This window comes from Sphingomonas sp. Leaf38 (genome assembly GCF_001421825.1).
Taxonomy (GTDB): Bacteria; Pseudomonadota; Alphaproteobacteria; order Sphingomonadales; family Sphingomonadaceae; genus Sphingomonas.
In genome coordinates this window covers 329286-350072 of sequence record NZ_LMLD01000010.1, presented here as the reverse complement: position 1 = coordinate 350072, position 20787 = coordinate 329286, and the positions used below count along the sequence as shown (strand labels likewise).

Here is a 20787-nt window from a genome sequence, read left to right as displayed (position 1 = left end):
TCCAACAAATGCTGCATCGCGGTAACGGTTCCGACATCGTGCTGCGGATCGCTCAGATCCAGCCGTCGAGTACCTGATCCGGCGGGCGATGGCCGTCCGCCCACATGCGGATGTTCTGGATGACCCGCTCGCCCGACGCCATCCGGCCTTCGAGCGTGGCGGAACCCATGTGCGGCAGCATCACGACGTTGGGGAGCGCGAGCAGGCGCGGGTCGATCGCGGGTTCGTGCGCCCAGACGTCCAGGCCGGCGCCGGCGAGGCGGCCGGCCTCGAGCGCCTCGACCAGCGCCGCCTCGTCGACGATCCCGCCGCGCGCCGCGTTGATGAGATAGACGTGCGGCCGCATCAGCGCGATCCGGCGTGCGTCGATCAGGTTGCGGCTGTCGCGATTGAGCGGGGTGTGGATCGTCACGATGTCGACCGCGGCGAGCATCGCGTCGAGCGAGTCGTGGAACGTCGCGGCCAGTTGTGACTCGCGCACCGCGGGAAGCCGCTGGCGATTATGGTAATGGATGGTGAGCCCGAACGCGCGCGCCCGGAGCGCGACCGCCTGGCCGATCCGTCCCATCCCGACGATTCCGAGCGCCTTGCCGCCGATCCGGTGGCCGAGCATGCCGCCCGGGCTCCAGCCCTTCCACTGGCCCGAGCGCACCAGCTTCTCGCCCTCCGCGAGCCGCCGTGGGACCGACAGGATCAGCGCCATCGTCATGTCTGCGGTATCTTCGGTGAGGACGCCCGGCGTGTTGGTGACGATGATCCCGCGCGCGCGTGCCGCCTTCAGGTCGATATGGTTCACGCCCGCGCCGTAGTTGGCGATCAGCTTGAGCCGGTTGCCCGCGCCCGCGATCAGCTCTGCGTCGATGTCGTCGGTGACGGTGGGGACGAGCACGTCGCAGTCGGCCATCGCGGCCGCGAGATCTGCCCGGCTGAGCTTCGCGTCGGCGCGGTTGTTACGCGTATCGAACAGCGCCTCCATCCGGTCCATCAGCGTATCCGCAAGCTCGCGCGTGACGACGACCTTGGGGTTCGGACAGCGGCGTGTGTCGGTCATGGTGACGGCTTGGCGAAGGCCCGTGCGGTCGTCAACATCGAGACTCTAACTTCGGTTGAGGAAAGCGATTCATCGCGATAGGACGGCGGCTCGCCAGTTAGGACATGACCATGCGCATTCTCGCCGCAACGCTTTCCGCCGTTGTCCTTACCGCGCTGGTGTCCGAGCCGGCGGCTGCCGCCGACGCGACGAAGCGGGCCGTCCCCTATTACGCCTCTATTACGGCGTCGCGCGCGCGGATGCGTACGGGGCCGGCGCGGACCTATCCGGCGAGCTGGCTGTATCAGCGACAGGACCTGCCGATCAAGGTCGTCGCGATCTTCAAGGAATGGCGCAAGGTCGCCGATCCCGACGGGACCGAGGGCTGGATGCAGGCCAATCTGCTGAGCGGCACGCGCACCGCGATCGTCCGTGGGGCCACCCCGGTCGAACTGCGCGACAAGCCCGCCACGTCGGGCCGCGTGCTGTACCGCGCGGCGCCCGGCGTGGTCGGGCGGCTGGCACAGTGCGCCAATGGCTGGTGCCGGTTCGACGTGAAGGGGCAGGCGGGCTTTGTCGACATCGGCGCGCTGTGGGGCGTCGAGGCGGGCGAGACGCTGCCCTGACCGCCTAGGCGGGCCGTCGTACCCTGCTCGCCTAGGCTGGCAATCGCACCGCTGCTCGCTTAGGCGGGCAATCGCACCCCTGCTCGCTTAGGCGGGCAATCGCACCTTCGCCGGGGCAGGGTTCGAGAAGCGCATCGCGTCGTCGACCGAGCCGAACTTCAACGCCATCAGATCCAGCGCGTAATTCTGGTTGAGCTTCCACGGCTTGCGTTCGCCCTGTGCGGGGAGCGCGGCGGCGGCGCGCTGGACATAGCCCGACGAGAAATCGAGGAACGCCTCGCTCTTCATCGTCGGGTCGTCATTGTGCGGCGTCGCCTGGCGAAGCCCGCGCTTGGTCATCGTGTTGAGCAGGCGGCAGACATAGACCGCGGTCAGGTCCGCCTTGAGCGTCCAGGACGCGTTGGTATAGCCGAAGGTCGAGGACAGGTTCGGGATGCCGTCGAACATCATTCCCTTATACTGGAGCCGCCCGGCGAGCTCGATCGGTTGCCCGTCGAGGCTGAACGCGACGCCGCTCATCAACTGCAGTTCGAGCCCAGTGGCGGTGACGATGACGTCGGCGGGCAAGTCGTTGCCCGAATCGAGGCGGATGCCCTCGGGCGTGATCCGCGCGATCGTGTCGGTGACGATCGAGGCCTTGCCCGCGTTGATCGCGGTGAACAGGTCGCCGTCGGGCACGAGGCAGACGCGCTGGTCCCAGGGATTGTAGCGCGGCGTGAAATGCGTCGCGACGTCGTAGTCGGGACCGAGATGATCGCGGACCATGCCGATCATCCGTTCCTTCACCTTGGCCGGCCGTTTGCGCGCAAGGCGGAAGAACACCATTCCCATCAGCACGTTCTTCCACCGCGTGATGCCATACGCCGCCTTGGCCGGCAGCTTCCCCCGCAGCCAGTTCGCGACGCCATCCTCGCCGGGGCGCGCGACGATGTAGGTCGGCGAGCGCTGGAGCATCGTCACATGCGCTGCGGTTTGCGCCATCGTCGGCACCAAGGTCACCGCGGTCGCGCCGCTGCCGATCACGACGACTCGCTTGCCGCTGTAATCGAGATCCTCGGGCCAGAATTGCGGGTGGACGATCTGCCCGGCGAAGCTCTCCGCCCCCTCGAACTCGGGCGAATAGGCCTTGGCGTAATTATAATAGCCCGCGCACATCGACAGGAAATTGCAGGTGAGCGTCACCGGCGCGCCATCGGGGCCCGTCGCCTCGACCGTCCACCGCGCATCCTCGGTCGACCACGCCGCCGACTTGACGTGATGGCCATAGCGGATCTTGCGGTCGATCCCGTATTCCCGGGCAGTTTCCTCCACATAGGAACGGATCGAGGGGCCGTCGGCGATCGACTTGGCCGCGGTCCAGGGGTGGAAGGCGAAGCCCAGCGTGTGCATGTCCGAGTCGGAGCGGATGCCGGGGTAGCGGAACAGGTCCCACGTCCCGCCCATCGCCGCGCGCCCCTCGAGGATCATGTAGCTGCGGTCGGGACAGCGGGTCTGGAGATGGTAGCCCGTCCCGATCCCGGAAATCCCGGCGCCCACAACGATCACGTCGACATGCTCGGTCATGCTGCATCCTCTCGCCCCGGCGTTACGCCTTAGGTTTCATAACCGAACCTATCCTGTTGTGATCTTTACTCAATAGTCCTTCGTATATTTGACGCTGGCGCTTTGCCCGCCGCTCGATCCCGCCGCCGATAACAGGCTGAGCGCCTTGGTCAGCGCGATCTCGAGCTGGGTCGACGTATAGCCCTTCGCGTCGGTCACGATCTCCACATAGATGTTCTTCGTGATGTACTTGCCCGCCGCGAGGCTGGTGCCACGCCCGGTCGCCTCGTCGGCGCCGAGGACGCGGAGGCGATCGAACCCGGTCGCCGAGCGCAGCTTGCCGAGCGGGTTGAGCCCACCCCCGCCCGACCCGCGCAGCGAATTCAGCGCGGAGGCCAGCTGGATCGCCTCGGTCGCCGACAGGTTGGTCGGGCTGGCCCCGAACAACAGGCGGCTGAGCACCTCGTCCTGCGGCAGTGTCGGCGTCGAGGTGAACGCGATCTGGGGACGCTGGCCAGTGCCCGTGACGTTGATCGTCACGGTGATGTCGCTGGTCGTCGTGCTCGCCACGATGTTGATGTCCGGATCGGTCAGCGCACCGCCGCGGAAGCGAATCTGCCCCTTGGTCACTTCGAACCGTTTGCCCGAGAAGGAATAGGTGCCGCGGACGATATCCATCCCGCCGGTGATGATCGGCGCGGCGGACGTGCCGCCGATCCGCATATCCATCTCCCATTCGGATTCGAGGCCCATGCCCGATACGAACAGCTGGTTCGGCGCACGCACGCGCAGGTCGAGCTTGAACTTGCCGACCGCGGGCACCTGCGACCGGTCGGTCGAGACCGGGGTGCGGATGTCGCTCTTGCGGCGGACGCCGGTCAGTTCGGGCACTTCGGCCTGACCCTGGCGGATGATCTGGTAGCGCGCCTCGGGGATCCGCAGATCGCCCTGGATAAGCCCGCCGTCACGCCCGTTGGTCAGGTGGATCGTGCCCGTCGTGGTGGCGCTGATCGCATCGCTCTTGGCGAGCTGCGCATTGTTCAGCGTCGCGCGCAGATCGATCGGGAAGCCGCTGTCGGCCGCGAACCCGATCGAGCCCTGCGCCTGCACGGTGCCGTCGCCGGCCTTCGCGCTGAGCTGGGTGAGTTGCAGGTCGGTGTTCGAGAACCGGCCGGCGATCCGCATCTGCGACAGGCGAGTCCCATAGGTCTCGTTGTCGTAGGTCAGGTTGTCGGCACGGACGACGCCGTTGAGCTGCGGTGCCTGAAGGCGCCCGGAGAAGTCGGCGGCGACCGCGATCGGCCCCGACAATTGCTGGTTCGGGATCGCGGCGAAGCTGAACAGCACCGCGGACGGGCCGTTATAGCGGATCCCGCCCGACAGCGGCGCGGCCATCAGGCGCGTGCTCCACGAGCCGGTACCAGCCGGGAGCGGGCGCAGGTTCGCGACCATCCGGCCGATCACCGACGTCCCGCGACGGACCAGCGCACGGCCGGTGCCGCCTTCGCCGCCGAGCGTCCCTGCGAACACGATGTCGACGGGGTCGGAGACCGCGGCGAGGCCCGAGCGGGTGAAGTTGGTGACGGTCATGCGCGCGTCGGCGTTCGGCAACGCGGCCGAATTCGCCTGCGTGAAGTCGAGGCTACCGGTCGCCTTGCCGCCGATCCCGAGATTGGGGACGAGCGCGGACAGCGTCGACAGGTCGAGGCGATCAAGCCGGACCTGCGCGGTCGTGCCGCGGCCGTAAACGCCCGCGAGACGCGCCGAGCCGCCGCCTGCGCCACCGAAGTCGATCCGGGTCGGCGACAGGCGGTATTCGCCCTTCATTGCCTGGATGCGCGCCGGATTGACGGTGCGGAAGTCGATGCCGTTGGCCTGGCCCTGTGCCGCGACGAGGTAGTTGTTAGGGCTGAGCTTGGCGTTGACCGCAAGGCGGAAGGGGACGCCGTTCGAGCCTGTGAGCAACGCCTGCGCGGTGCCGTTGCCGCCGACATAGTTCACCTTGGCGCGCGCGGCCGACAGGACGATCGCGCCGTAGCGCATGTCGGCGACCTGTGCGTCGGCGACGATCTGCGGCGTCGGCGTCAGGACCGCGGTCGCGTTGATGATCGCGCGGCCGATCGTGAAATCGACCATCCCGGGGATCCTGGCGCCGTTAGCGCGCGCGGCGACGTCGGCACGCTGATAGCCGCGCTGGTTGGCGAGACGGACATTGCCCGACAGTCCCTGGCCCGCGAACTGGAGCGCGCCGGCGAACGGACCTGCGGCGGTCTGGACGATTCGCCCGCTGCCGACGATCCCCGCGAACACCACGCGGCGCACGTCGACCGCGAGCTGCGTCCCCGGCGTGACGAGCACGTCGGCGGTGAACGGGCCGTAATTGGTGCCGCCGCTCGCGGTGACGGCATAGGCGCCGCCGCGGCCGACGATGCGGGCGTTGAGGTTGACGAGCCCGACGCCGACGCCCGGCCGCGGTGCGCGCAGCACGACGACAGGGGCGGTGGCGCTGCCTGTCACGCGCGCGGATAACGGGCCGTAGACGGTCGAATAGGCATCGGCATTCACCAGCACCGCGCCGGTCGCCGGATCGAACCGGCCTTCGCCGCGCGTGACGCGGAACTGCGGCGCGTTCATCCGCAGGTTGCGGAAGGTGACGATGCCTTCGGGGCTGTAGCCGATGTCCGAGCGGACGATCGCGTTGCCGCCGAGGAAGCTGCGCGCGCCTTCGTTGAAGATCTGCGCGGTCTGCGCGACGACCCGGCCGGTGATCCCAAAGCCGCCGTTCGGCCCCGGCACCAGCTTGGCGTCGGTCGTCAGGTTGACGATGCCGATCCCGTCGACGCGGTAATTGTTGATCCGCCCCTTGAGTGCGCCGGTGTAGCGCCCGGTCGCCATGTTCGCGACGACGACTGCGGTCGCGTCGATCTTGTCCGAGCGGATCTTGAGATTGTCGGACAGGACGTTGACGCCCGAAATCGCGAAGTCGCCGTCGATCGCGACGTTGGTGGCGAGGCCGCCGACCGCGGCATTCAGCCCGGTCACGCGGCGTGCGCGCGCCTTGACCGGCACCAGGATGCGGTCCGAGTTCACCCGGGCGAGACCCTCGGCATAGAGATTCTCGACGCCCACGTCGCCGAACGCGATCGTCGCGGCGCGAACCTTGTAATCGACCGTCGGCTTCGCGAACGCACCGTCGAGGACGACGCGCGCCGTGACGTCACGACCGCGCAGGTTGGGGAGGATCGCGCCGGGGGTGAGCAGCTTGGCGTTCACCGCGAAATTGCCGAACCGGCTGTTGGCGAGATCGATCAGGCCGCCCGCGTCGACCGCGAGCGCGTCCGACTTCAGCGTCATCCGCGTGTCGGCCTTGCGGTCGTTGAGCGTGGTGTCGATCGCGACGTCGAGCTGTGGCGCGGTCAGCCGCTCGACCGGCCCCTCGAGATACAAGCCGGGACGCGTCGAACCGCGGACTTCGATATGGCCGTTCTTCGAGGTCAGTGCGAGGTTGGCGAGCTGCCCGCCGCCGAGCGTCGCGACCGCGCGGCCCTGCCACGCGGCCCAGCTGCCGCGTCCATCGACGGTCGCGGTCAGTGGCGCCTTGAACGATCCCATCGTCGCGACCACGCCGCCGACCGGCGCGGTCAGCTTCACGTTGACGTCGAACTTGTTCTGGTCGGGCACCGCGTCGAGCTTGAGCACGAGGCGATCGCCGCCGGCGATGCCGGGGCCGGTGAGCGCGGCCGCGTTGGTCGTCAGTTGCGCGCGGCGATCGGCGATGTGGACGGCGCCATCGATCTTCACGATGTGCGTCTGGCCCGTCACGGGCTTGGCGATCACGAAGCGGTCGATCACCAGACGGTCCACGTCGATGTCGAGATCGGGGAGCAACGGCGCGTTCGGATCGGTCGGGGTCGCGTTGAGCACCGGGCGGCGCTGCAGCGTGACGAGCGGGGTCGTCAGCGAGCGCACGTCGACATGGTTCTTGGCGAACGCGAACGGGCGCCAGTCGACGGCGAGCTTCGGGCTGGTCAGGAACACGCCCTTGGGGTCCGACACCCGGACGTCGCTGAGGGTCATCGCGCCGTAGATCGAGCCGTCGATCCGGCCGACCTTGATGTTCAGCCCCGACGCGGTGGTGTAGCCGCCGATCTGATCCGCGACGAGCCGCCGGCCCGGATCGGTATTGATGCCGAACAGCACGATCAGGACGAGCGCGACCAGGCCGAGGACCAGGATCGCCAGCCATTTCAGGACACGCTGCCACAACGGGCGACGCTCGACGATGACGGTCTGCTCGACCGCAGGGGTGCCGTTTTCGGCCATCAGAATGCCTGCCCGATCGAGATGTAGAGCGCGATCTTGCCGTCGCCCTTGCGTGGGTTCAGCGGCGTCGCGACATCGAAACGCATCGGGCCGAAGCTGGTGTAGAAGCGCCCGCCGATACCCGCGCCATAGCGCAGGGACGACAGGTTCGGTGTGCTGCTCTCATAGCTGTTACCCGCATCGATGAACGGCACGATGCCGAAATCGCCGAACCGGTAGCGCGCTTCGAGCGCGAATTCGTTGAGCGACCGCCCGCCGACCGGGTTGCCGTTGGGATCGAACGGCCCGAGCCGCTGATAGCCATAGCCGCGCACCGATCCGCCGCCGCCGCCGTAATAGCGCCGCGACGGTGCCAGGTCGTCGCGGTCGACGCCCTGGATCGAGCCGGCCTTGGCGCGCCCGGCGATGACGATGCTGCTCGAGACGGGGTAGTAGAACGTCCCCTCGATCATCGTCCGGATGTACGGCTTTACCGACCCCTGCACCGATGTTTCGGGGCTGAGGTTCAGCGTCAGGCGATAGCCCTTGGTCGGATTGAGCAGGCTGTCCGAGCGATCGAACCGTACCTGGCCCGGCAGTGCGACGATGCCGTAGGTCCGGCGAACGTCCTTGCCTTGCGTGAAGTCGTAGACGCTTTCGTTCGTGCCGACGAGTTCGCCGCCATAGTAATAGGTGAGCGGCTTCTGCCAGATCGGCGTCGAATCGTAGCTCCAGCGAACGCCGACGCTGGTCGTGAACGCGTCATAGGCGTCGTAATTCGAATGGTTCGCGCCCGCGGTCAGGCTGAACGTCTTGTCGCGACGGCCGGCGTTCGCGCGGCGGAACGTGCCCGACAGGCCTTGTTCCTGCGTGCCGGCAATGACCGACGCGATGACCGCGCCTTCATAGGGGAACAGGTTGCGGTGCTGCCACGTGCCCTCGGCGCGGAACCCCTGGCCGGTCGAATAGCCGACATTGCCGCCGAGCGAGCGGGGCTTGCCCGCGCTCTGGCGGACCAGCAGGTCGACCTGCTCGGTACCGTCGGGGTTGACCGTGCCGGTGCGGACCGGCTCGACCGATACGGTCGAGAATTGCGACGTCGCGACCAGCGCGTCGCGCAGGTCGTCGGTCATCCGGTTGTCGTAGAGTCCGCCCGACTTGAACCGCGGGAAGAGGCCGAGATGCTCCAGGTTGAACACCGGATCGCCTTCGGTGCGAAGCTGACCGAACGACGCGCGGGGCCCCGTATCGACCGGCAGCGTGTATGCCCCCGTCGGAGTCTGGTCGTCGAGCAGGATGTCGCGCTCGCCGACCTTGACGAAGGGATAGCCCTGTTGTGGCAGCGTCAGGCTGACATTCGCCTCCGCACCCTGGATCCGCGCGGCCTCGATCGGATCGCCGACCTTGAGCGGCAATTGCTGGCGGACCAGATCGGGGGGCGTCGTCGCGTTCGCCTGCACGGTGATCGACGACAGCGAATAGAGCCGCCCGGGCTGCGCGCTGACGGTCGCTTTGAGCCGCGCGGGCTTGGTCTTGTCGGCGTCGGGGATCGTCTCGATGGTCGAGATCGCGGTGGCGTCATAATAGCCGAGCGACTTCAGCAAGCGCACCGCCAGCGCCTCGTCCTCACGGCCGCGCGCTGCGACCTGCGTGGCGTTCGCCGCCTTGCCCTTGCCCTCGGCAAGCGCGGACAGCGCCTTGTATTCGGCCTCAAGCCCGGAGCCTGCCGTGTCGAGCCCCTTGGTCGCGGTCTCGTACCGGATCTCGGGCGCGTCCTTGTCCTTGATGTCCGCCGCGGTCTGGAGCGGGGTCGTGTCGAAGCTCGACAGCGGGATCAGCGATTGCGCGAGTTGTGGGTCGGCGGGGCCGGTCGGTGGCAGGACGTCGCCCGACACCGTGGTTGCAGACGTCGTCGCGGTCGCGGGGGTTGCGACGACGGGGGGGGCTGCGGACATCGGTTCGAGCGGCGCGTTCAGGTCGTTGCTCAGCGGCGGCAGTGCGCTGTCGAACTCGGCGTCGGGGACGATCGGCGCGTCGGACCGCGGATCGGCCGATTGCGGTTGATCGCTGGGCTTCGGCGCATCCGGACCCTTTGCAGGGGCGGTGCCGGGCTTTGCCAATTGCGCGGAACAAACGCCCGCGAAACCCGTATTAGCCGCTACCAACGCAAGAGCGAGCCAATGATGGCGGCTGTTCGAAGCTGTCACACGATTCCCTTTTAAAGGCAGCGATCGTGTACGATTCACCCCCATCTTCGTCCACGTAACGCACGGAGGACGGCTTGGTTTCACGAAAATTGAGTCAGACGCAGCCGACCAGGCCACCGACCGGCATGACGACGGTGTCGCGTCCCGGGCGATCGATCCGTAACGTCGCGGACGTCACGGTCGCGCCTGCCGAGATATCCGCGCGCACCGAAACCGCCATGTCGAGCGTCGCGGTGACGTCGCCGCCGCGATATTGGGTGACGCCGCCGAAGCCGAAACCGATGGCGGGCGATTGCGTCGCCATCGCGTAGTCGGTGGTCTTGCCGTCGATCGCCAGACGGATCTGCGCGGGGTCGGCGGTGGCCATCGCGACGAGCTGGCGCGCGGCGTCCATGCTCCACAGATAGGCAGCGCACCCCTTTGCGGGGAGCTGCTGCTTGCCGATCGCGCCGAGCGGGCCGGGACCTGGGTTGGCCGCAGCCTGTAGCGCGAGGAGAAGGGCGAGCGATATCATGGCGTCAGGCCTATCATGAAGAGCCATGCGGGATAAGCCGCCAATGCCAGCAACGCGCCGAACGGAAGCGCGGTGTCCGCCGCCATGCTGCGTCCCTTGAGGTGTGCCGCGAGCACGACGCCGAGTCCGATCATGCTGGCGATCAGCAGGACCGCTGGCAACATCGCCCAACCGAGCCACAGCCCGATCGCTCCGAACAGCTTGGGATCGCCGCCGCCCATCCCGTCGCGCCCGCGCAGACGCCGATAGCCGAACGCGATCAGCCACAGCGTGCCGAACCCGGCGATGCCGCCGATCGCCCGCGCGACGATCGGTGGATCGATCCCGACCGCCCCGCTCAGAACGCCGGTACCGGCGAGCAGGAGGGTCAGCCGGTCGGGCAGCCAGAACGCGACGAGATCTAGGCTCGCCAGCGCCAGCAACAGCCAGCCGAACACCGCGCCGGCCACGCCGACCAGCCCGGGCGCGACGAGTCCCGCGGCCACGCCGATCGCGACTCCGGCCAGCTCGATCCGCCAGTGCACCGGGCTGATGGCGCCGCCGCAGCCGCGGCACCGTCCGCGAAGGACAAGCGCACTCAGCAGCGGCACAAGTTCGATCGCGCGGAGCGTCCGCCCGCAGCCATCGCACGCCGAACGGCCGGCCATCACCGATCGCCCGTCCGGCCAGCGCGTCACCAGCGCAGCGACGAAGCTGCCGAGGATCGCGCCGAGCATGCCCAGCAGCAGCGGCCAGATTGGGGTCTCATACACCCGTCTTGCGCACCAGATAGCGATACACGCCGAGGAGGTTGATTCCGAACAACACGATATTCTGCGTGCCGAGCGCCCAGTCGCCGGTCAAGGCCGCACCGCTCAGCCAGGTGATCGACGAGCCGACGAACAGCACGAACCCCCACCCGGTCACGCGGCGCCCGAAATCGAGCGATACCATGAACGCGGCGATCACCCCCGACGCTGCGGCACACCATTTGAGCGTCGTGATGAGTGTTTCCATGCCGGCGGGTCTAGGCGCATCCCGCGTCGCTTTGTATTGCCGCGGATCAACCCCAGATATTGGGCATAAGACTAAGTGGAGAGCAAAGTGGCCGTCGATCGAGATCCTGTCGTCATCCTGTCCTACGCGCGTACGCCGATGGGATCGTTCCAGGGGGCGCTCGCGGGCGCGACCGCGACGCAGCTTGGCGCCGATGCGGTCCGCGGTGCGGTCGGTCGGTCGGGCGTGTCGGCGGCGGGCATCGAGCGGATCTACATGGGCTGCGTGCTGCCCGCCGGGCTCGGCCAGGCGCCCGCGCGGCAGGCGGCGATCAACGCCGGGCTTGGCGACCATGTCGAGGCGACGACGGTCAACAAGATGTGCGGATCGGGGATGCAGGCCGCGATCCTGGCGGCCGATGCGCTGGCGGCGGGGTCGGTCGACCTGCTCGTCGCGGGCGGCATGGAGAGCATGACCAACGCGCCGTATCTGTCGAAGAGCCACCGCGGCGGCGCGCGGATCGGCCATGACCGGATGTATGATCACATGTATCTCGACGGGCTCGAGGATGCGTACGAACCCGGCAAGCTGATGGGCAATTTCGCCGAGGATACCGCGCACGAGTATCAATTCACGCGCGCGCAGATGGATGATTACGCGATCGAATCGCTGCACCGGGCTCAGCGCGCGCAGACATCGGGCGCATTCGATCGCGAGATCGTCCCGGTCGAGATTGCCGGCCGCAAGGGGATAACGACGGTCGCGCTCGACGAACAGCCGGCGAAGGGCGACGTCGCCAAGATCCCGACGCTCAAGCCTGCCTTTTCGAAGGATGGCACGATCACTGCCGCCAATGCGTCGTCGATCTCCGACGGCGCGGCCGCGCTGGTGATGACGCGCGCGAGCGTCGCCGAGCGGCTGGGCATCACGCCGATCGCGCGGGTCGTGGCGCACGCCGCGCATGCCCATGCGCCGGCACTGTTCACGACCGCGCCGGTGTTCGCGATGCGAAAGGCGATGGAGAAGGCTGGCTGGTCCGCGGCGGATGTCGATCTGTTCGAGGTCAACGAGGCGTTTGCGGTGGTTGCGATGATCGCGATGCGTGACCTTGGCCTGCCGCACGACAAGGTGAACATCCACGGCGGGGCGTGCGCGCTGGGCCATCCGATCGGTGCGAGCGGCGCGCGGATCCTCGCGACGCTGCTGTCGGCATTGGAGACGACCGGCCAGACGCGCGGGCTGGCCTCGCTGTGCATCGGCGGTGGCGAGGCGACCGCGATGGCGGTGGAGCTGATGCGCTAAGCGTTACCCTCATCTGACAGAGGGCAGGGGTCTGACATCGTGTGGACCCCGCCTGACATCCGTCTCGCGCACTGAGCGAGTGAGGCGTATTTCTTGTGCATTGCGGTTCGGCTACCGGTGAGACGCTACTCGAGATTGACGCGACCGACGCATCCGGGCGCCACGCGTGCCGCGCACTCCGATTTTACATTGAAACCGTCAAAAAACGCCTGATCAGCGCCTAGACTGGCTGCGCCATGAGCGTTGGGCTCGGCGACACGCGCTCCAGAATCAACATTACAATGACGTTACAGAATTGCCGCAGTGCCGAGCGCCAACTGTTGGGAACTGCGCGCCATTATCGATTCCCTAGTGAGCGAATCGAAGTGTCGGCCCGACCAACATGCCCGCCCGTTGGTGGCCAAGCAGTGTCGATCGAGCCGACGTCGTCATTCACCAGGGGCGAATGGGCGTGTAGATCAACGCGAGGATCAGCTTCAGCATGTTTATGCTCCCTTATTGACACCCTAGCGGGTGCAAGATCGGCATAGTGTATAACAAAACGTTAAACAATAATTTTTGTGAATTGTTAACCATGTTCTGCGACGAGTCGTCGCCGCTGTACTTAAGACTATGTTTATGCGTTGCAGATATCCCGGACCCATGAGAGAGTTCTCGCACTCGCACAGCAGCCGCAGCGTCTCCCAGGTTGCTGCCAAACCAGCCGTTTCCGCCGTCCAGGCCGATCTGGTCCGGGTCGGCCCACATCTGCGGTGCGCGATCGGTTGGCAGTTCCTGATCCTCGCGGAGATCGAAAATTTTAGTGTCCTGCGGCGGCATCTGGGTCGGTGTCGCGCGGACATGCTGATCATCGATGTCGCGGCGCGCGTCAGTGCCGTGCTGCCCGACGCACGGGTCATCGTCGCCGGGCGAGACGTGGTCGAGATCGCCTTCGAAAGCGAGGCGCGGCTGGCGCTCGACGTTGCGATCACTGCGCTGGAAGCGGCGTTCGATCTGCCGTTCGATATCGATGGCGAGTGGCACGGGATCCACGTCCAGTTCGGCGCTGCCGCGGCGGGAGCGATCGGCGAGCGCGACGAAGTGCATCTGATCGAGGAAGCCGAGCGCGCGCTGATCGATGCTCGGAGCGAACGTGTCGCGGTCGCGCGTGACGTCGTCCTCGGCGCAGCATCGGTCGATCGCGCGCAACTGGCGCGCGACTTGACGATCGCGATCGAGACCGAGGAGTTGTTCCTTCAATACCAGCCGAAGGTCCATCTCCGGCGGCAGGAGATTACCAGCGTCGAGGCGCTGGTCCGTTGGAAGCATGGGACGCGCGGTCTGGTCCTGCCCAGCGATTTCATCCCGATCGCGGAGGAATCGCGCGATATCGTCGCGCTGACCCTATGGACGATCGAGCGATCGATTCGCGACCAGAAAACTCTTCTCGAGCATGGTCATGACCTGAGGATCTTCATCAATATCGCCGGGGTCTTGCTTGCCGACACGCGGTTCGTTCGGAAAGTCTGCGCGCTGGTGCAGACGAGTGGCGCGCGTCTGGGGTTCGAAATTACCGAGACGTCGGTGATCCGTGATCCGGAAAGCGCGATCGCGAACCTGAATGTCTTCGCGGACATCGGCATCGTCATTGCGATCGACGATTATGGTGCCGGCCTGTCCTCGCTCGCCTATCTGAAGCAGTTGCCCGCGCGTGAACTGAAGATCGACAAGCTGTTCGTCACGCAACTCACAAGCTCGAACCGCGACCCGCTCATCGTGCGCTCGACGATCGATCTGGCGCATGCGCTCGAGATGGAGGTGGTTGCCGAAGGCGTCGAGACGCAGGCGGCGATGGCCTTGTTGTCGGTGATGGGGTGCGACATGATCCAGGGCTTCCTGATCAGCCGGCCGATCAACCTCGATGCACTGATCCACTTCCTGGCGGACGAGAAGCACCTTGCGATCGCAGCCGATGCCCGGGCGCCGTTCAACCGGCTTGCGACGGTATGGAAACGCGGTTGATCTACGCGGTCGCGCGCATGCGCGTGGTGACCGCTTGTGCCATGCTCATCGGACTTGGCTGGGCCCAGTCATGCCTAGCCCAGCGTCCCGTGGCGCCGACCATCAGCGGGTTCGATCAGACGATTGGCGATGCCAAGGCGACGATGCTGATCGACCCCGTTTCGGCGCGTGCCAAGGCGGTCGGCGCAGAGCAGGTGGCAAGGTCGATCGCTGATCCCGCGGTGCGGGGGATATCGATCGCCACGGCGCAATGGTTACAGGGCGAGGCGTATGTGCGCACCGGCAATCCCCAAAAGGCCAGTGTCCTGATCGGCACCGCGCTGCGTGCGGTGGTAATGCTTGCGCCACACTCGAAACTGCACGCCGACATCTTGTTGTCGCGCGGAGGGGCAGATAGCGGTCAGGGCCGCGCCGGCGCAGCATTGGCCGATTATCAATCAGCATTCATCCGATATCGCCGGATCGGCGACCGCCGCGGACAGGCGATGGCGCTGATCTTCATAGCGTGGTTGTATACAGAGGCGATGGATCAAACCACCGCGTTGAAATATTATGATCAGGCAATCGAGATATACGGTACCGAGCCAAGTCTTTCGATATCGATCCATAACAATCGGGCAACTGCGTTCAGCGAGTTGAAAAACTACAAGCAGGCGCTCGTCGAGTTCAACACGGCGTTGCTGCTGGCGAAAAGCCTCAAAAGCGCGCCTTTGATGGCGCAGGTCTATGCCAATATCGCGCTGCTGCAGCTACTGGCTGGGAATCTGTCCGATGCTGACCGCGCCATCCAGGCTGGCATGTGGCTGACCGCCGACCGTGAAACATCGGGGTCGAAGGCCGGGATCATCGCAATATCGGCACAGTTGGCGTTGCAGCGAGGGCAGGTATCGCGCGCTGTAGCGCTGATCACGACCGCACTGGCCGAACTCGGGCCGAAGGGCACGAGCATCTCGCAGCGGGACATCCACCAGACCGCCTATGATGTCTTTCGTGCCGCGAACGATCCGAAGTCCGCGCTGGTGCATCTTCAGGCGCTGAAGCGGATTGATGACGATGCGACCAAGCTGGCGACGAGCACCAAGACGGCGCTGATGGCGGCGCGGTTCAATTTCGCGAACCAGGAATTGAAGATCAGCCAACTCAAGGCCGACGAACTGCGGCGCAGTATCGCGTTCGAGCGGGCACGCGCACTGACCCAGCGCTATGTCTTCCTCGGGGTCGCCGGCGCGGTCGCGATCGTCATCGCGTTGCTCGGGATCGGGCTGGTCACGATCCGCCGCAGCCGCGATCAGGTGCGCGCGGCCAACGACGACCTCGCCCTCACCAACAGCGCGCTCGGCAAGGCGCTGGCGGCGAAGACCGAATTCCTGGCGACCACCAGTCATGAGATCCGTACGCCGCTCAACGGCATCCTCGGCATGACCCAGGTGATGCTGGCCGATACGCACCTCGCGCCGCTGCTGCGCGACCGGGTCGGCGTCGTCCATGGTGCGGGGCTGACGATGCGCGCGCTGGTCGACGACATTCTCGACGTAGCAAAGATGGAAACCGGCAATCTGACGATCGAGGCGGTTCCGTTCGATCTCTGCGCGACGGTGAAGGATGCGACCCGGTTGTGGGAGGAGCAGGCACGCGACAAGGGGCTGACGTTCGGCGTCGATCTGACCGGCTGCCCCGCGATGATCGTCGGCGACGCGGCGCGGATCCGCCAGATCGTGTTCAACCTGCTGGCCAACGCACTGAAGTTCACCAAGCAGGGCCGGGTCACGCTCGCGATCGACGTCGGCGATGACGAACGGCTTCGGGTCGCGGTGACCGATTCCGGAATCGGCATCGCCGCCGACAAGTTCGAACAGATCTTCGAATCCTTCGCGCAGGCGGATGCCGGCACGACGCGTCAATTCGGCGGGACCGGGCTGGGGTTGGCGATCTGCCGCAATCTGGCGCGGGCAATGGGCGGCGATGTCACCGTTGCCAGCGTCGAAGGACAGGGGGCGACCTTCACGCTTACTCTGCCGTTCGTCCGCGCCACGCCGCTCATCGTCACCGCACATCCGCCAGGCACGGCGAGCGCGATCACGCTGGTCGTCGATCGCAATCCGATCACGCGGAGCATGTTCAAAGCCTTGCTAGCGCCACATGCCGGCACGGTCGCGTTTGCCGGCTCGGTCGACGAGGCAATCCTGTTGCTGCGTGAGGGCAACGTCGCGCAGGTCCTGATCGACGACGCGACGATCCGTGTCGACGGGGATGCGCATGCCGGCCTAGTCCGCATCGTCGACGCGGCGGGGATCGCCCGTACCGAAACGACCCTGTTGTGGCCGGTAGCGGCAGTGCAGGAACGCGACGAATTGCTCGCCACCGGCATCACCCGCGTGGTGGCGAAACCGGTCAGTGGCGCAGCGCTGATCCAGGCGATCTACGGCGAACCGATGCCGCGAAACGCGCCGCATCCCGTCCTTGTGTCGGACGCGGCATAGCGCGTAGGTGTAGGATCATGTCGGCAGCATTTCTCGCATATGTCCCTCTATCGATGGGGCGGTGGTGAAGGTCCTCTTTATCGAGGACGATCGGATGAATCGACGCGTCGTCAAGGATATGCTCGACGTCGCCGGCGTCACGATGATCGAGGCTGAAAGCGCCGAGCGGGGTCTGGGCATCATCGAGGAGCAGGACTTCGCGATGATCCTGGTCGATCTGCGGATGCCCGGCATGGACGGCGTGACCGCGATCGAACATATCCGCGCGCGCCGCGATGCGAAGGGACGCGTGCCGATCATCGTCGTTACCGCGGATATCGCCCCCGATCTGCGCGAACGCTGCCTGGCCGCAGGCGCCGACGACGTCATCTTCAAGCCGGTGGCGATGGATGCGCTGTTCGACGCGATGGGCCGTATCCTCGCCCGCGATGCCGCGGGCGAAGGGATGATCGGCTAGGCTGGTCTGGCGTTGACCAAGCGGTCCTACCGCTTGAGCGCGTCGGTCAGCGAGGCGGTTGCGCTGCCGCGGCGCGCCGGCTTGGGCTGCGACGGATCGGGCGACCAGCCGGTCAGGAACACGATCTGGAATTTCTCGTGCGTGCGCCCGCGATCGTCAGCGGCATCCGCGAATGCTGCCAGCGTTCGCCCGAAGACCGCGCGCGTCATCGACTGGCGTTGCTTGAGCGCATTGGTCGCCGCCATCCCGCGCAGATCGCCGAGCAGTCGACCAAGGTCACGGTAGCCGACATCGAGCGTCTCGACGTCGGCGACCGGCAGCGCAAATCCTGCCCGCATCAACAGGTCGCCGGCGGAGCGGACGTCGATCTGCGGATGCAGCCGCGCGGCGGGCCGGTCGGCTTCGGCAACGCGGAGCGCGGCACGGAGCGCGGGCAGGCTGCCTGCGCCGACGAACACGCCGAGGAACAATCCGTCGGGCCGCAGCACGCGCCGGATCAGCGACAACGCACCCGGTAGATCGTCGACCTGGTCGAGCACGCCGGCACTCACCACCAGATCGAAACTGCCGTCGGCGAACGGCAGCCGGTCCTCGTCGGCCTGCACACCACCAGCGGCGGCGGAAAAGGCAAATCCCGGATCGCAACGGGCGACGCGCGCGCCGGCCGGGGCCGGGAAGGCCGCGTCGAAACAGCCGAGATCGAGGACGTCGGTAAACGACCGCGTCACCGCGTCGAGCCGCTCGGCAATCCCGTCGAGCATCGTCCCGCGCAGAAAATCATGTTCGCGATACAGCGGCGCGGCGCGATCACGGCGGCGGCGGCGCGCCCCGCGGTCGAAAATTTCCGGGGCGAAGATTTCGGGGGCTTGGTCGGACACCCGACGCTTGTGCCGCGCAGCGTCCTCCCCGACAAGTGTCACCTCACCCGCAGCGGCGAAAAGAGGTCCGATGTGAGACTCCCGACCGTACTCCGTCACGCCGTCGACTTCGCGCTGCCGGCGCGCTGTGCAGGCTGCGGCATGCCGGTCGCCGAGGATCACAGGTTTTGTGAGACATGCTGGAGCAGCCTGCGGTTTCTCGGGCCACCATGGTGTGAGGGATGCAATGTGCCGTTCGCGTTTGATCGCGGCGAGGGCGCGCGGTGTGCGGCCTGTCTACGCGATCCGCCGCGGCATGCGGGCGTTCGTGCCGCGGTCGCCTACGGTCCGGTCGCGCGCGGACTGGCGCTGCGCCTCAAATATGGCGGGCGGATCGCTTTTGCCGAGACGATGGCGCTGCGGATGCGCCGCTTGCTCCCGCTGGCGACCGACCTGCTGGTACCCGTGCCGTTGCATCGCTGGCGGATCTGGTCGCGCGGGTTCAACCAGGCGGCGCTGATCGGCGACGCGCTCGCCAAGCTATCGGGTACGCCGCACGACCGAACGGTCCTGATACGACGGCGCCAGACGGCCGTGTTGCGCGGTCTCGGCGGGCGCGAGCGCGCACAAGCGGTCGCCGGCGCCTTTGCGATCGCCGCACCCAGCCGGATTGCGGGCAAGGCGGTCGTGCTCGTCGACGACGTCTATACCAGTGGGGCGACGGCCGAAGCGTGCACGCGAGCCCTGATGCGCGCAGGCGCCCGATCCGTAACAATTTTGTGTTGGGCCCGTGTGCTGTCCGAAACCCGCGACGATTGACAATCGTGGGGTGAGACCACACCTCCGGAGGCATGGCTAAAGTCGAAATCTACATCAAGCAATTCTGCCCCTATTGCTCGCGGGCATTGAGACTCCTTGCCAGCAAGGGGGTCGAACCGGAGACGTTCGACGTCACCATGGGCGGCCCGAAAAAGGCCGAGATGGTCGAACGATCGGGTGGCCGCATGACGATGCCGCAGGTCTTTATCGACGGTCGGCATATCGGCGGGTCCGACGATCTGGCGGCGCTCGACGCAAAGGGCGGTCTCGACCCCTTGCTCGGCTGATGCCGACGATCGCGCTCCTCCAGATGACGAGCGGGATTGATCCTGCCGCCAATGCGCAGACCATCGTCGAAGCGATCCACTTCGCACGCGACGGCGGTGCGGAGATGGTCTTTACGCCAGAGATGGCAGGATTGATCGATCGTGACCGTACGCGTGGTGCTGCGTCGATCGTCCTCGAGGACGACGATCCAGTGCTGGCCGCAGTCTGCAGCGCGGCGGCGAGGACCGGGCTATGGGTACATCTCGGCTCGCTCGCGGTGCGCCGTTCCGACGGGAAGTTCGCCAATCGGGGCTTCGTGATCGACGGAACGGGGGCAATTTGCGCGCGCTACGACAAGCTGCATCTGTTCGATGTGGACCTACCGACCGGCGAAAGCTGGCGTGAATCCGCGGCGTATGTCGCTGGCGATACGGCAAGCGTGGTCGATACCCCCGTCGGCATGCTGGGTGCCTCGATCTGCTATGATCTGCGCTTTGCCGATCTGTACCGCGCGCTGAGCGATGCGGGCGCGACGCTCCTCTCGGTGCCGGCGGCGTTCACGCGGCCGACCGGCGCCGCACACTGGCACATCCTGTTGCGTGCGCGTGCGATCGAGGCCGGCGCTTATGTCGTCGCGGCGGCACAGACCGGCGTCCATGCCGACGGTCGCGCGACCTATGGCCATTCGCTGGTGATCGATCCCTGGGGCGAGGTGATCCTCGACATGGGCGAGCCGGCCGGGCTAGCATTCGCAGAGATCGACCCGGCGCGCGTCGCGGCGGTCCGGTCGCGTATGCCGGTACTCCAGCATCGCCGCGCGATCCCACCCGTTACGATCGTCCGATGATCGTCTTCGACCTTAAATGCGGCGGCGGTCATGTGTTCGAGGCATGGTTCGCGTCCAGCGGCGCCTATGAGGATCAGCGCCGGGCGGGGCAGGTTCGATGCCCAGTGTGCGACGATTGCGAAATCGGCAAGGCGGTGATGGCGCCCGCCATTGCCGGCAAGGGCAACCGCAAGCCCGATGCACCGACGCCGGATGCGATCAAGTCGCTGATGACCGAACTTGCGCATCAGCAGGCCGAGGCGTTGAAAGTGTCCGAGTGGGTCGGCACCGCATTCGCCGATCGCGCCCGTGCGATGCATCTCGGCGAGGAGCGACATGCCACCATTCACGGCCAGACCAGTCTTGCGGAGGCCAAGGCGCTGGTCGCAGAGGGCGTACCGGTCGCACCGCTCCTAATGCCCATGACACCGCCCGAAAAGCTGAACTGAGATATCGCACCGTAGCGCGAGGCATCCGCGGCTGCGCGGTAGAAGCTGGTGCCCCCGGCGAGATTTGAACACGCGGCCTACGGTTTAGGAAACCGTCGCTCTATCCGGCTGAGCTACGGGGGCATCGGGTAGC

General features: G+C 66.5%; 17 protein-coding genes and 1 tRNA gene. 9 read left to right on the top strand and 9 right to left on the bottom strand.

Annotated elements, in window-relative coordinates; all coding sequences use genetic code 11:
• Positions 1-52: 52 nt before the first annotated feature.
• Complete coding sequence (locus ASE88_RS07180; RefSeq protein ID WP_056477038.1) at positions 53-1051, bottom strand: 2-hydroxyacid dehydrogenase; 999 nt, start codon at positions 1049-1051, stop codon at positions 53-55.
• Between the two features lie 110 nt (positions 1052-1161).
• Between ASE88_RS07180 and ASE88_RS07175 the strand changes: the two genes are divergently transcribed.
• Positions 1162-1656, top strand: a complete 495-nt coding sequence (locus ASE88_RS07175; RefSeq protein WP_056477213.1) for an SH3 domain-containing protein — start codon at positions 1162-1164, stop codon at positions 1654-1656.
• Between the two features lie 87 nt (positions 1657-1743).
• On the opposite strand, the gene ASE88_RS07170 is transcribed toward ASE88_RS07175, so the two are convergent.
• The 6 genes from ASE88_RS07170 to ASE88_RS07145 form a co-directional block, all read right to left on the bottom strand.
• A complete protein-coding gene (locus tag ASE88_RS07170; RefSeq protein ID WP_056477035.1) occupies positions 1744-3219 on the bottom strand; it encodes a flavin-containing monooxygenase in 1476 nt (491 codons plus the stop codon).
• A gap of 69 nt (positions 3220-3288) precedes the next feature.
• Positions 3289-7521 carry a translocation/assembly module TamB domain-containing protein gene (locus tag ASE88_RS07165; protein ID WP_056477032.1) on the bottom strand — a complete coding sequence of 1411 codons (4233 nt, stop codon included), beginning with the start codon at positions 7519-7521 and terminating at the stop codon, positions 3289-3291.
• Positions 7521-9620 carry an autotransporter assembly complex protein TamA gene (locus ASE88_RS07160; protein ID WP_235527863.1) on the bottom strand — a complete coding sequence of 700 codons (2100 nt, stop codon included), beginning with the start codon at positions 9618-9620 and terminating at the stop codon, positions 7521-7523. The genes ASE88_RS07165 and ASE88_RS07160 overlap by 1 nt, the downstream gene beginning before the upstream one ends.
• A 181-nt stretch (positions 9621-9801) precedes the next feature.
• On the bottom strand, positions 9802-10221 hold the full coding sequence (locus tag ASE88_RS07155; protein WP_055879038.1) for a hypothetical protein: 420 nt from the start codon (positions 10219-10221) through the stop codon (positions 9802-9804).
• On the bottom strand, positions 10218-10937 hold the full coding sequence (locus ASE88_RS07150) for a prepilin peptidase (RefSeq protein ID WP_056477210.1): 720 nt from the start codon (positions 10935-10937) through the stop codon (positions 10218-10220). Before ASE88_RS07150 ends, ASE88_RS07155 begins: the two co-directional genes overlap by 4 nt.
• Before the next feature lie 28 nt (positions 10938-10965).
• A complete protein-coding gene (locus tag ASE88_RS07145; protein ID WP_056477026.1) occupies positions 10966-11217 on the bottom strand; it encodes a hypothetical protein in 252 nt (83 codons plus the stop codon).
• Positions 11218-11304: 87 nt separating this feature from the next.
• Here ASE88_RS07145 and ASE88_RS07140 point away from each other — a divergent pair, with 87 nt between their 5' ends.
• From ASE88_RS07140 to ASE88_RS07125, 4 genes are all read left to right on the top strand, one after another.
• Positions 11305-12498, top strand: a complete 1194-nt coding sequence (locus tag ASE88_RS07140) for an acetyl-CoA C-acyltransferase (protein WP_268795209.1) — start codon at positions 11305-11307, stop codon at positions 12496-12498.
• A gap of 642 nt (positions 12499-13140) precedes the next feature.
• The gene (locus ASE88_RS07135; RefSeq protein ID WP_082466347.1) at positions 13141-14499 is read left to right on the top strand and encodes an EAL domain-containing protein; all 1359 of its coding nucleotides are present in this window, start codon (positions 13141-13143) and stop codon (positions 14497-14499) included.
• Between the two features lie 89 nt (positions 14500-14588).
• Positions 14589-16979, top strand: a complete 2391-nt coding sequence (locus ASE88_RS07130) for an ATP-binding protein (RefSeq protein WP_162233405.1) — start codon at positions 14589-14591, stop codon at positions 16977-16979.
• Positions 16980-17043: 64 nt separating this feature from the next.
• On the top strand, positions 17044-17436 hold the full coding sequence (locus ASE88_RS07125) for a response regulator (RefSeq protein WP_055880418.1): 393 nt from the start codon (positions 17044-17046) through the stop codon (positions 17434-17436).
• A gap of 26 nt (positions 17437-17462) precedes the next feature.
• Here ASE88_RS07125 and ASE88_RS07120 read toward each other — a convergent pair whose 3' ends face one another.
• Positions 17463-18314: a class I SAM-dependent methyltransferase gene (locus ASE88_RS07120; protein ID WP_056477018.1), complete on the bottom strand. Its 852-nt coding sequence runs from the start codon at positions 18312-18314 to the stop codon at positions 17463-17465.
• Between the two features lie 72 nt (positions 18315-18386).
• Here ASE88_RS07120 and ASE88_RS07115 point away from each other — a divergent pair, with 72 nt between their 5' ends.
• The 4 genes from ASE88_RS07115 to ASE88_RS07100 are packed head-to-tail and all read left to right on the top strand — an operon-like array spanning position 18387 to position 20654.
• Positions 18387-19112, top strand: coding sequence for a ComF family protein (locus ASE88_RS07115; protein WP_056477204.1), 726 nt, complete (start codon positions 18387-18389; stop codon positions 19110-19112).
• A 32-nt stretch (positions 19113-19144) separates the two neighbouring features.
• On the top strand, positions 19145-19399 hold the full coding sequence (gene grxC / locus ASE88_RS07110) for a glutaredoxin 3 (protein ID WP_056477015.1): 255 nt from the start codon (positions 19145-19147) through the stop codon (positions 19397-19399).
• A complete protein-coding gene (locus tag ASE88_RS07105) occupies positions 19399-20226 on the top strand; it encodes a carbon-nitrogen hydrolase family protein (protein ID WP_056477012.1) in 828 nt (275 codons plus the stop codon). Before grxC ends, ASE88_RS07105 begins: the two co-directional genes overlap by 1 nt.
• Positions 20223-20654 (top strand): DUF1178 family protein, encoded by a 432-nt coding sequence (locus ASE88_RS07100; RefSeq protein ID WP_056477009.1) that lies wholly within the window; start codon positions 20223-20225, stop codon positions 20652-20654. The genes ASE88_RS07105 and ASE88_RS07100 overlap by 4 nt, the downstream gene beginning before the upstream one ends.
• A 46-nt stretch (positions 20655-20700) precedes the next feature.
• Here ASE88_RS07100 and ASE88_RS07095 read toward each other — a convergent pair.
• Positions 20701-20777, bottom strand: a tRNA-Arg gene (locus ASE88_RS07095).
• Positions 20778-20787: the final 10 nt, after the last annotated feature.

Bases quoted from the DNA above. Each gene is read 5' to 3' on its own strand.
- ASE88_RS07180 (WP_056477038.1), bottom strand. From the start codon at position 1,051: ATGACCGACACACGCCGCTGTCCGAACCCCAAGGTCGTCGTCACGCGC.
- ASE88_RS07175 (WP_056477213.1), top strand. From the start codon at position 1,162: ATGCGCATTCTCGCCGCAACGCTTTCCGCCGTTGTCCTTACCGCGCTG.
- ASE88_RS07170 (WP_056477035.1), bottom strand. From the start codon at position 3,219: ATGACCGAGCATGTCGACGTGATCGTTGTGGGCGCCGGGATTTCCGGG.
- ASE88_RS07165 (WP_056477032.1), bottom strand. From the start codon at position 7,521: ATGGCCGAAAACGGCACCCCTGCGGTCGAGCAGACCGTCATCGTCGAG.
- ASE88_RS07155 (WP_055879038.1), bottom strand. From the start codon at position 10,221: ATGATATCGCTCGCCCTTCTCCTCGCGCTACAGGCTGCGGCCAACCCA.
- ASE88_RS07150 (WP_056477210.1), bottom strand. From the start codon at position 10,937: ATGCTCGGCGCGATCCTCGGCAGCTTCGTCGCTGCGCTGGTGACGCGC.
- ASE88_RS07145 (WP_056477026.1), bottom strand. From the start codon at position 11,217: ATGGAAACACTCATCACGACGCTCAAATGGTGTGCCGCAGCGTCGGGG.
- ASE88_RS07135 (WP_082466347.1), top strand. From the start codon at position 13,141: ATGAGAGAGTTCTCGCACTCGCACAGCAGCCGCAGCGTCTCCCAGGTT.
- grxC (WP_056477015.1), top strand. From the start codon at position 19,145: ATGGCTAAAGTCGAAATCTACATCAAGCAATTCTGCCCCTATTGCTCG.
- ASE88_RS07105 (WP_056477012.1), top strand. From the start codon at position 19,399: ATGCCGACGATCGCGCTCCTCCAGATGACGAGCGGGATTGATCCTGCC.
- ASE88_RS07100 (WP_056477009.1), top strand. From the start codon at position 20,223: ATGATCGTCTTCGACCTTAAATGCGGCGGCGGTCATGTGTTCGAGGCA.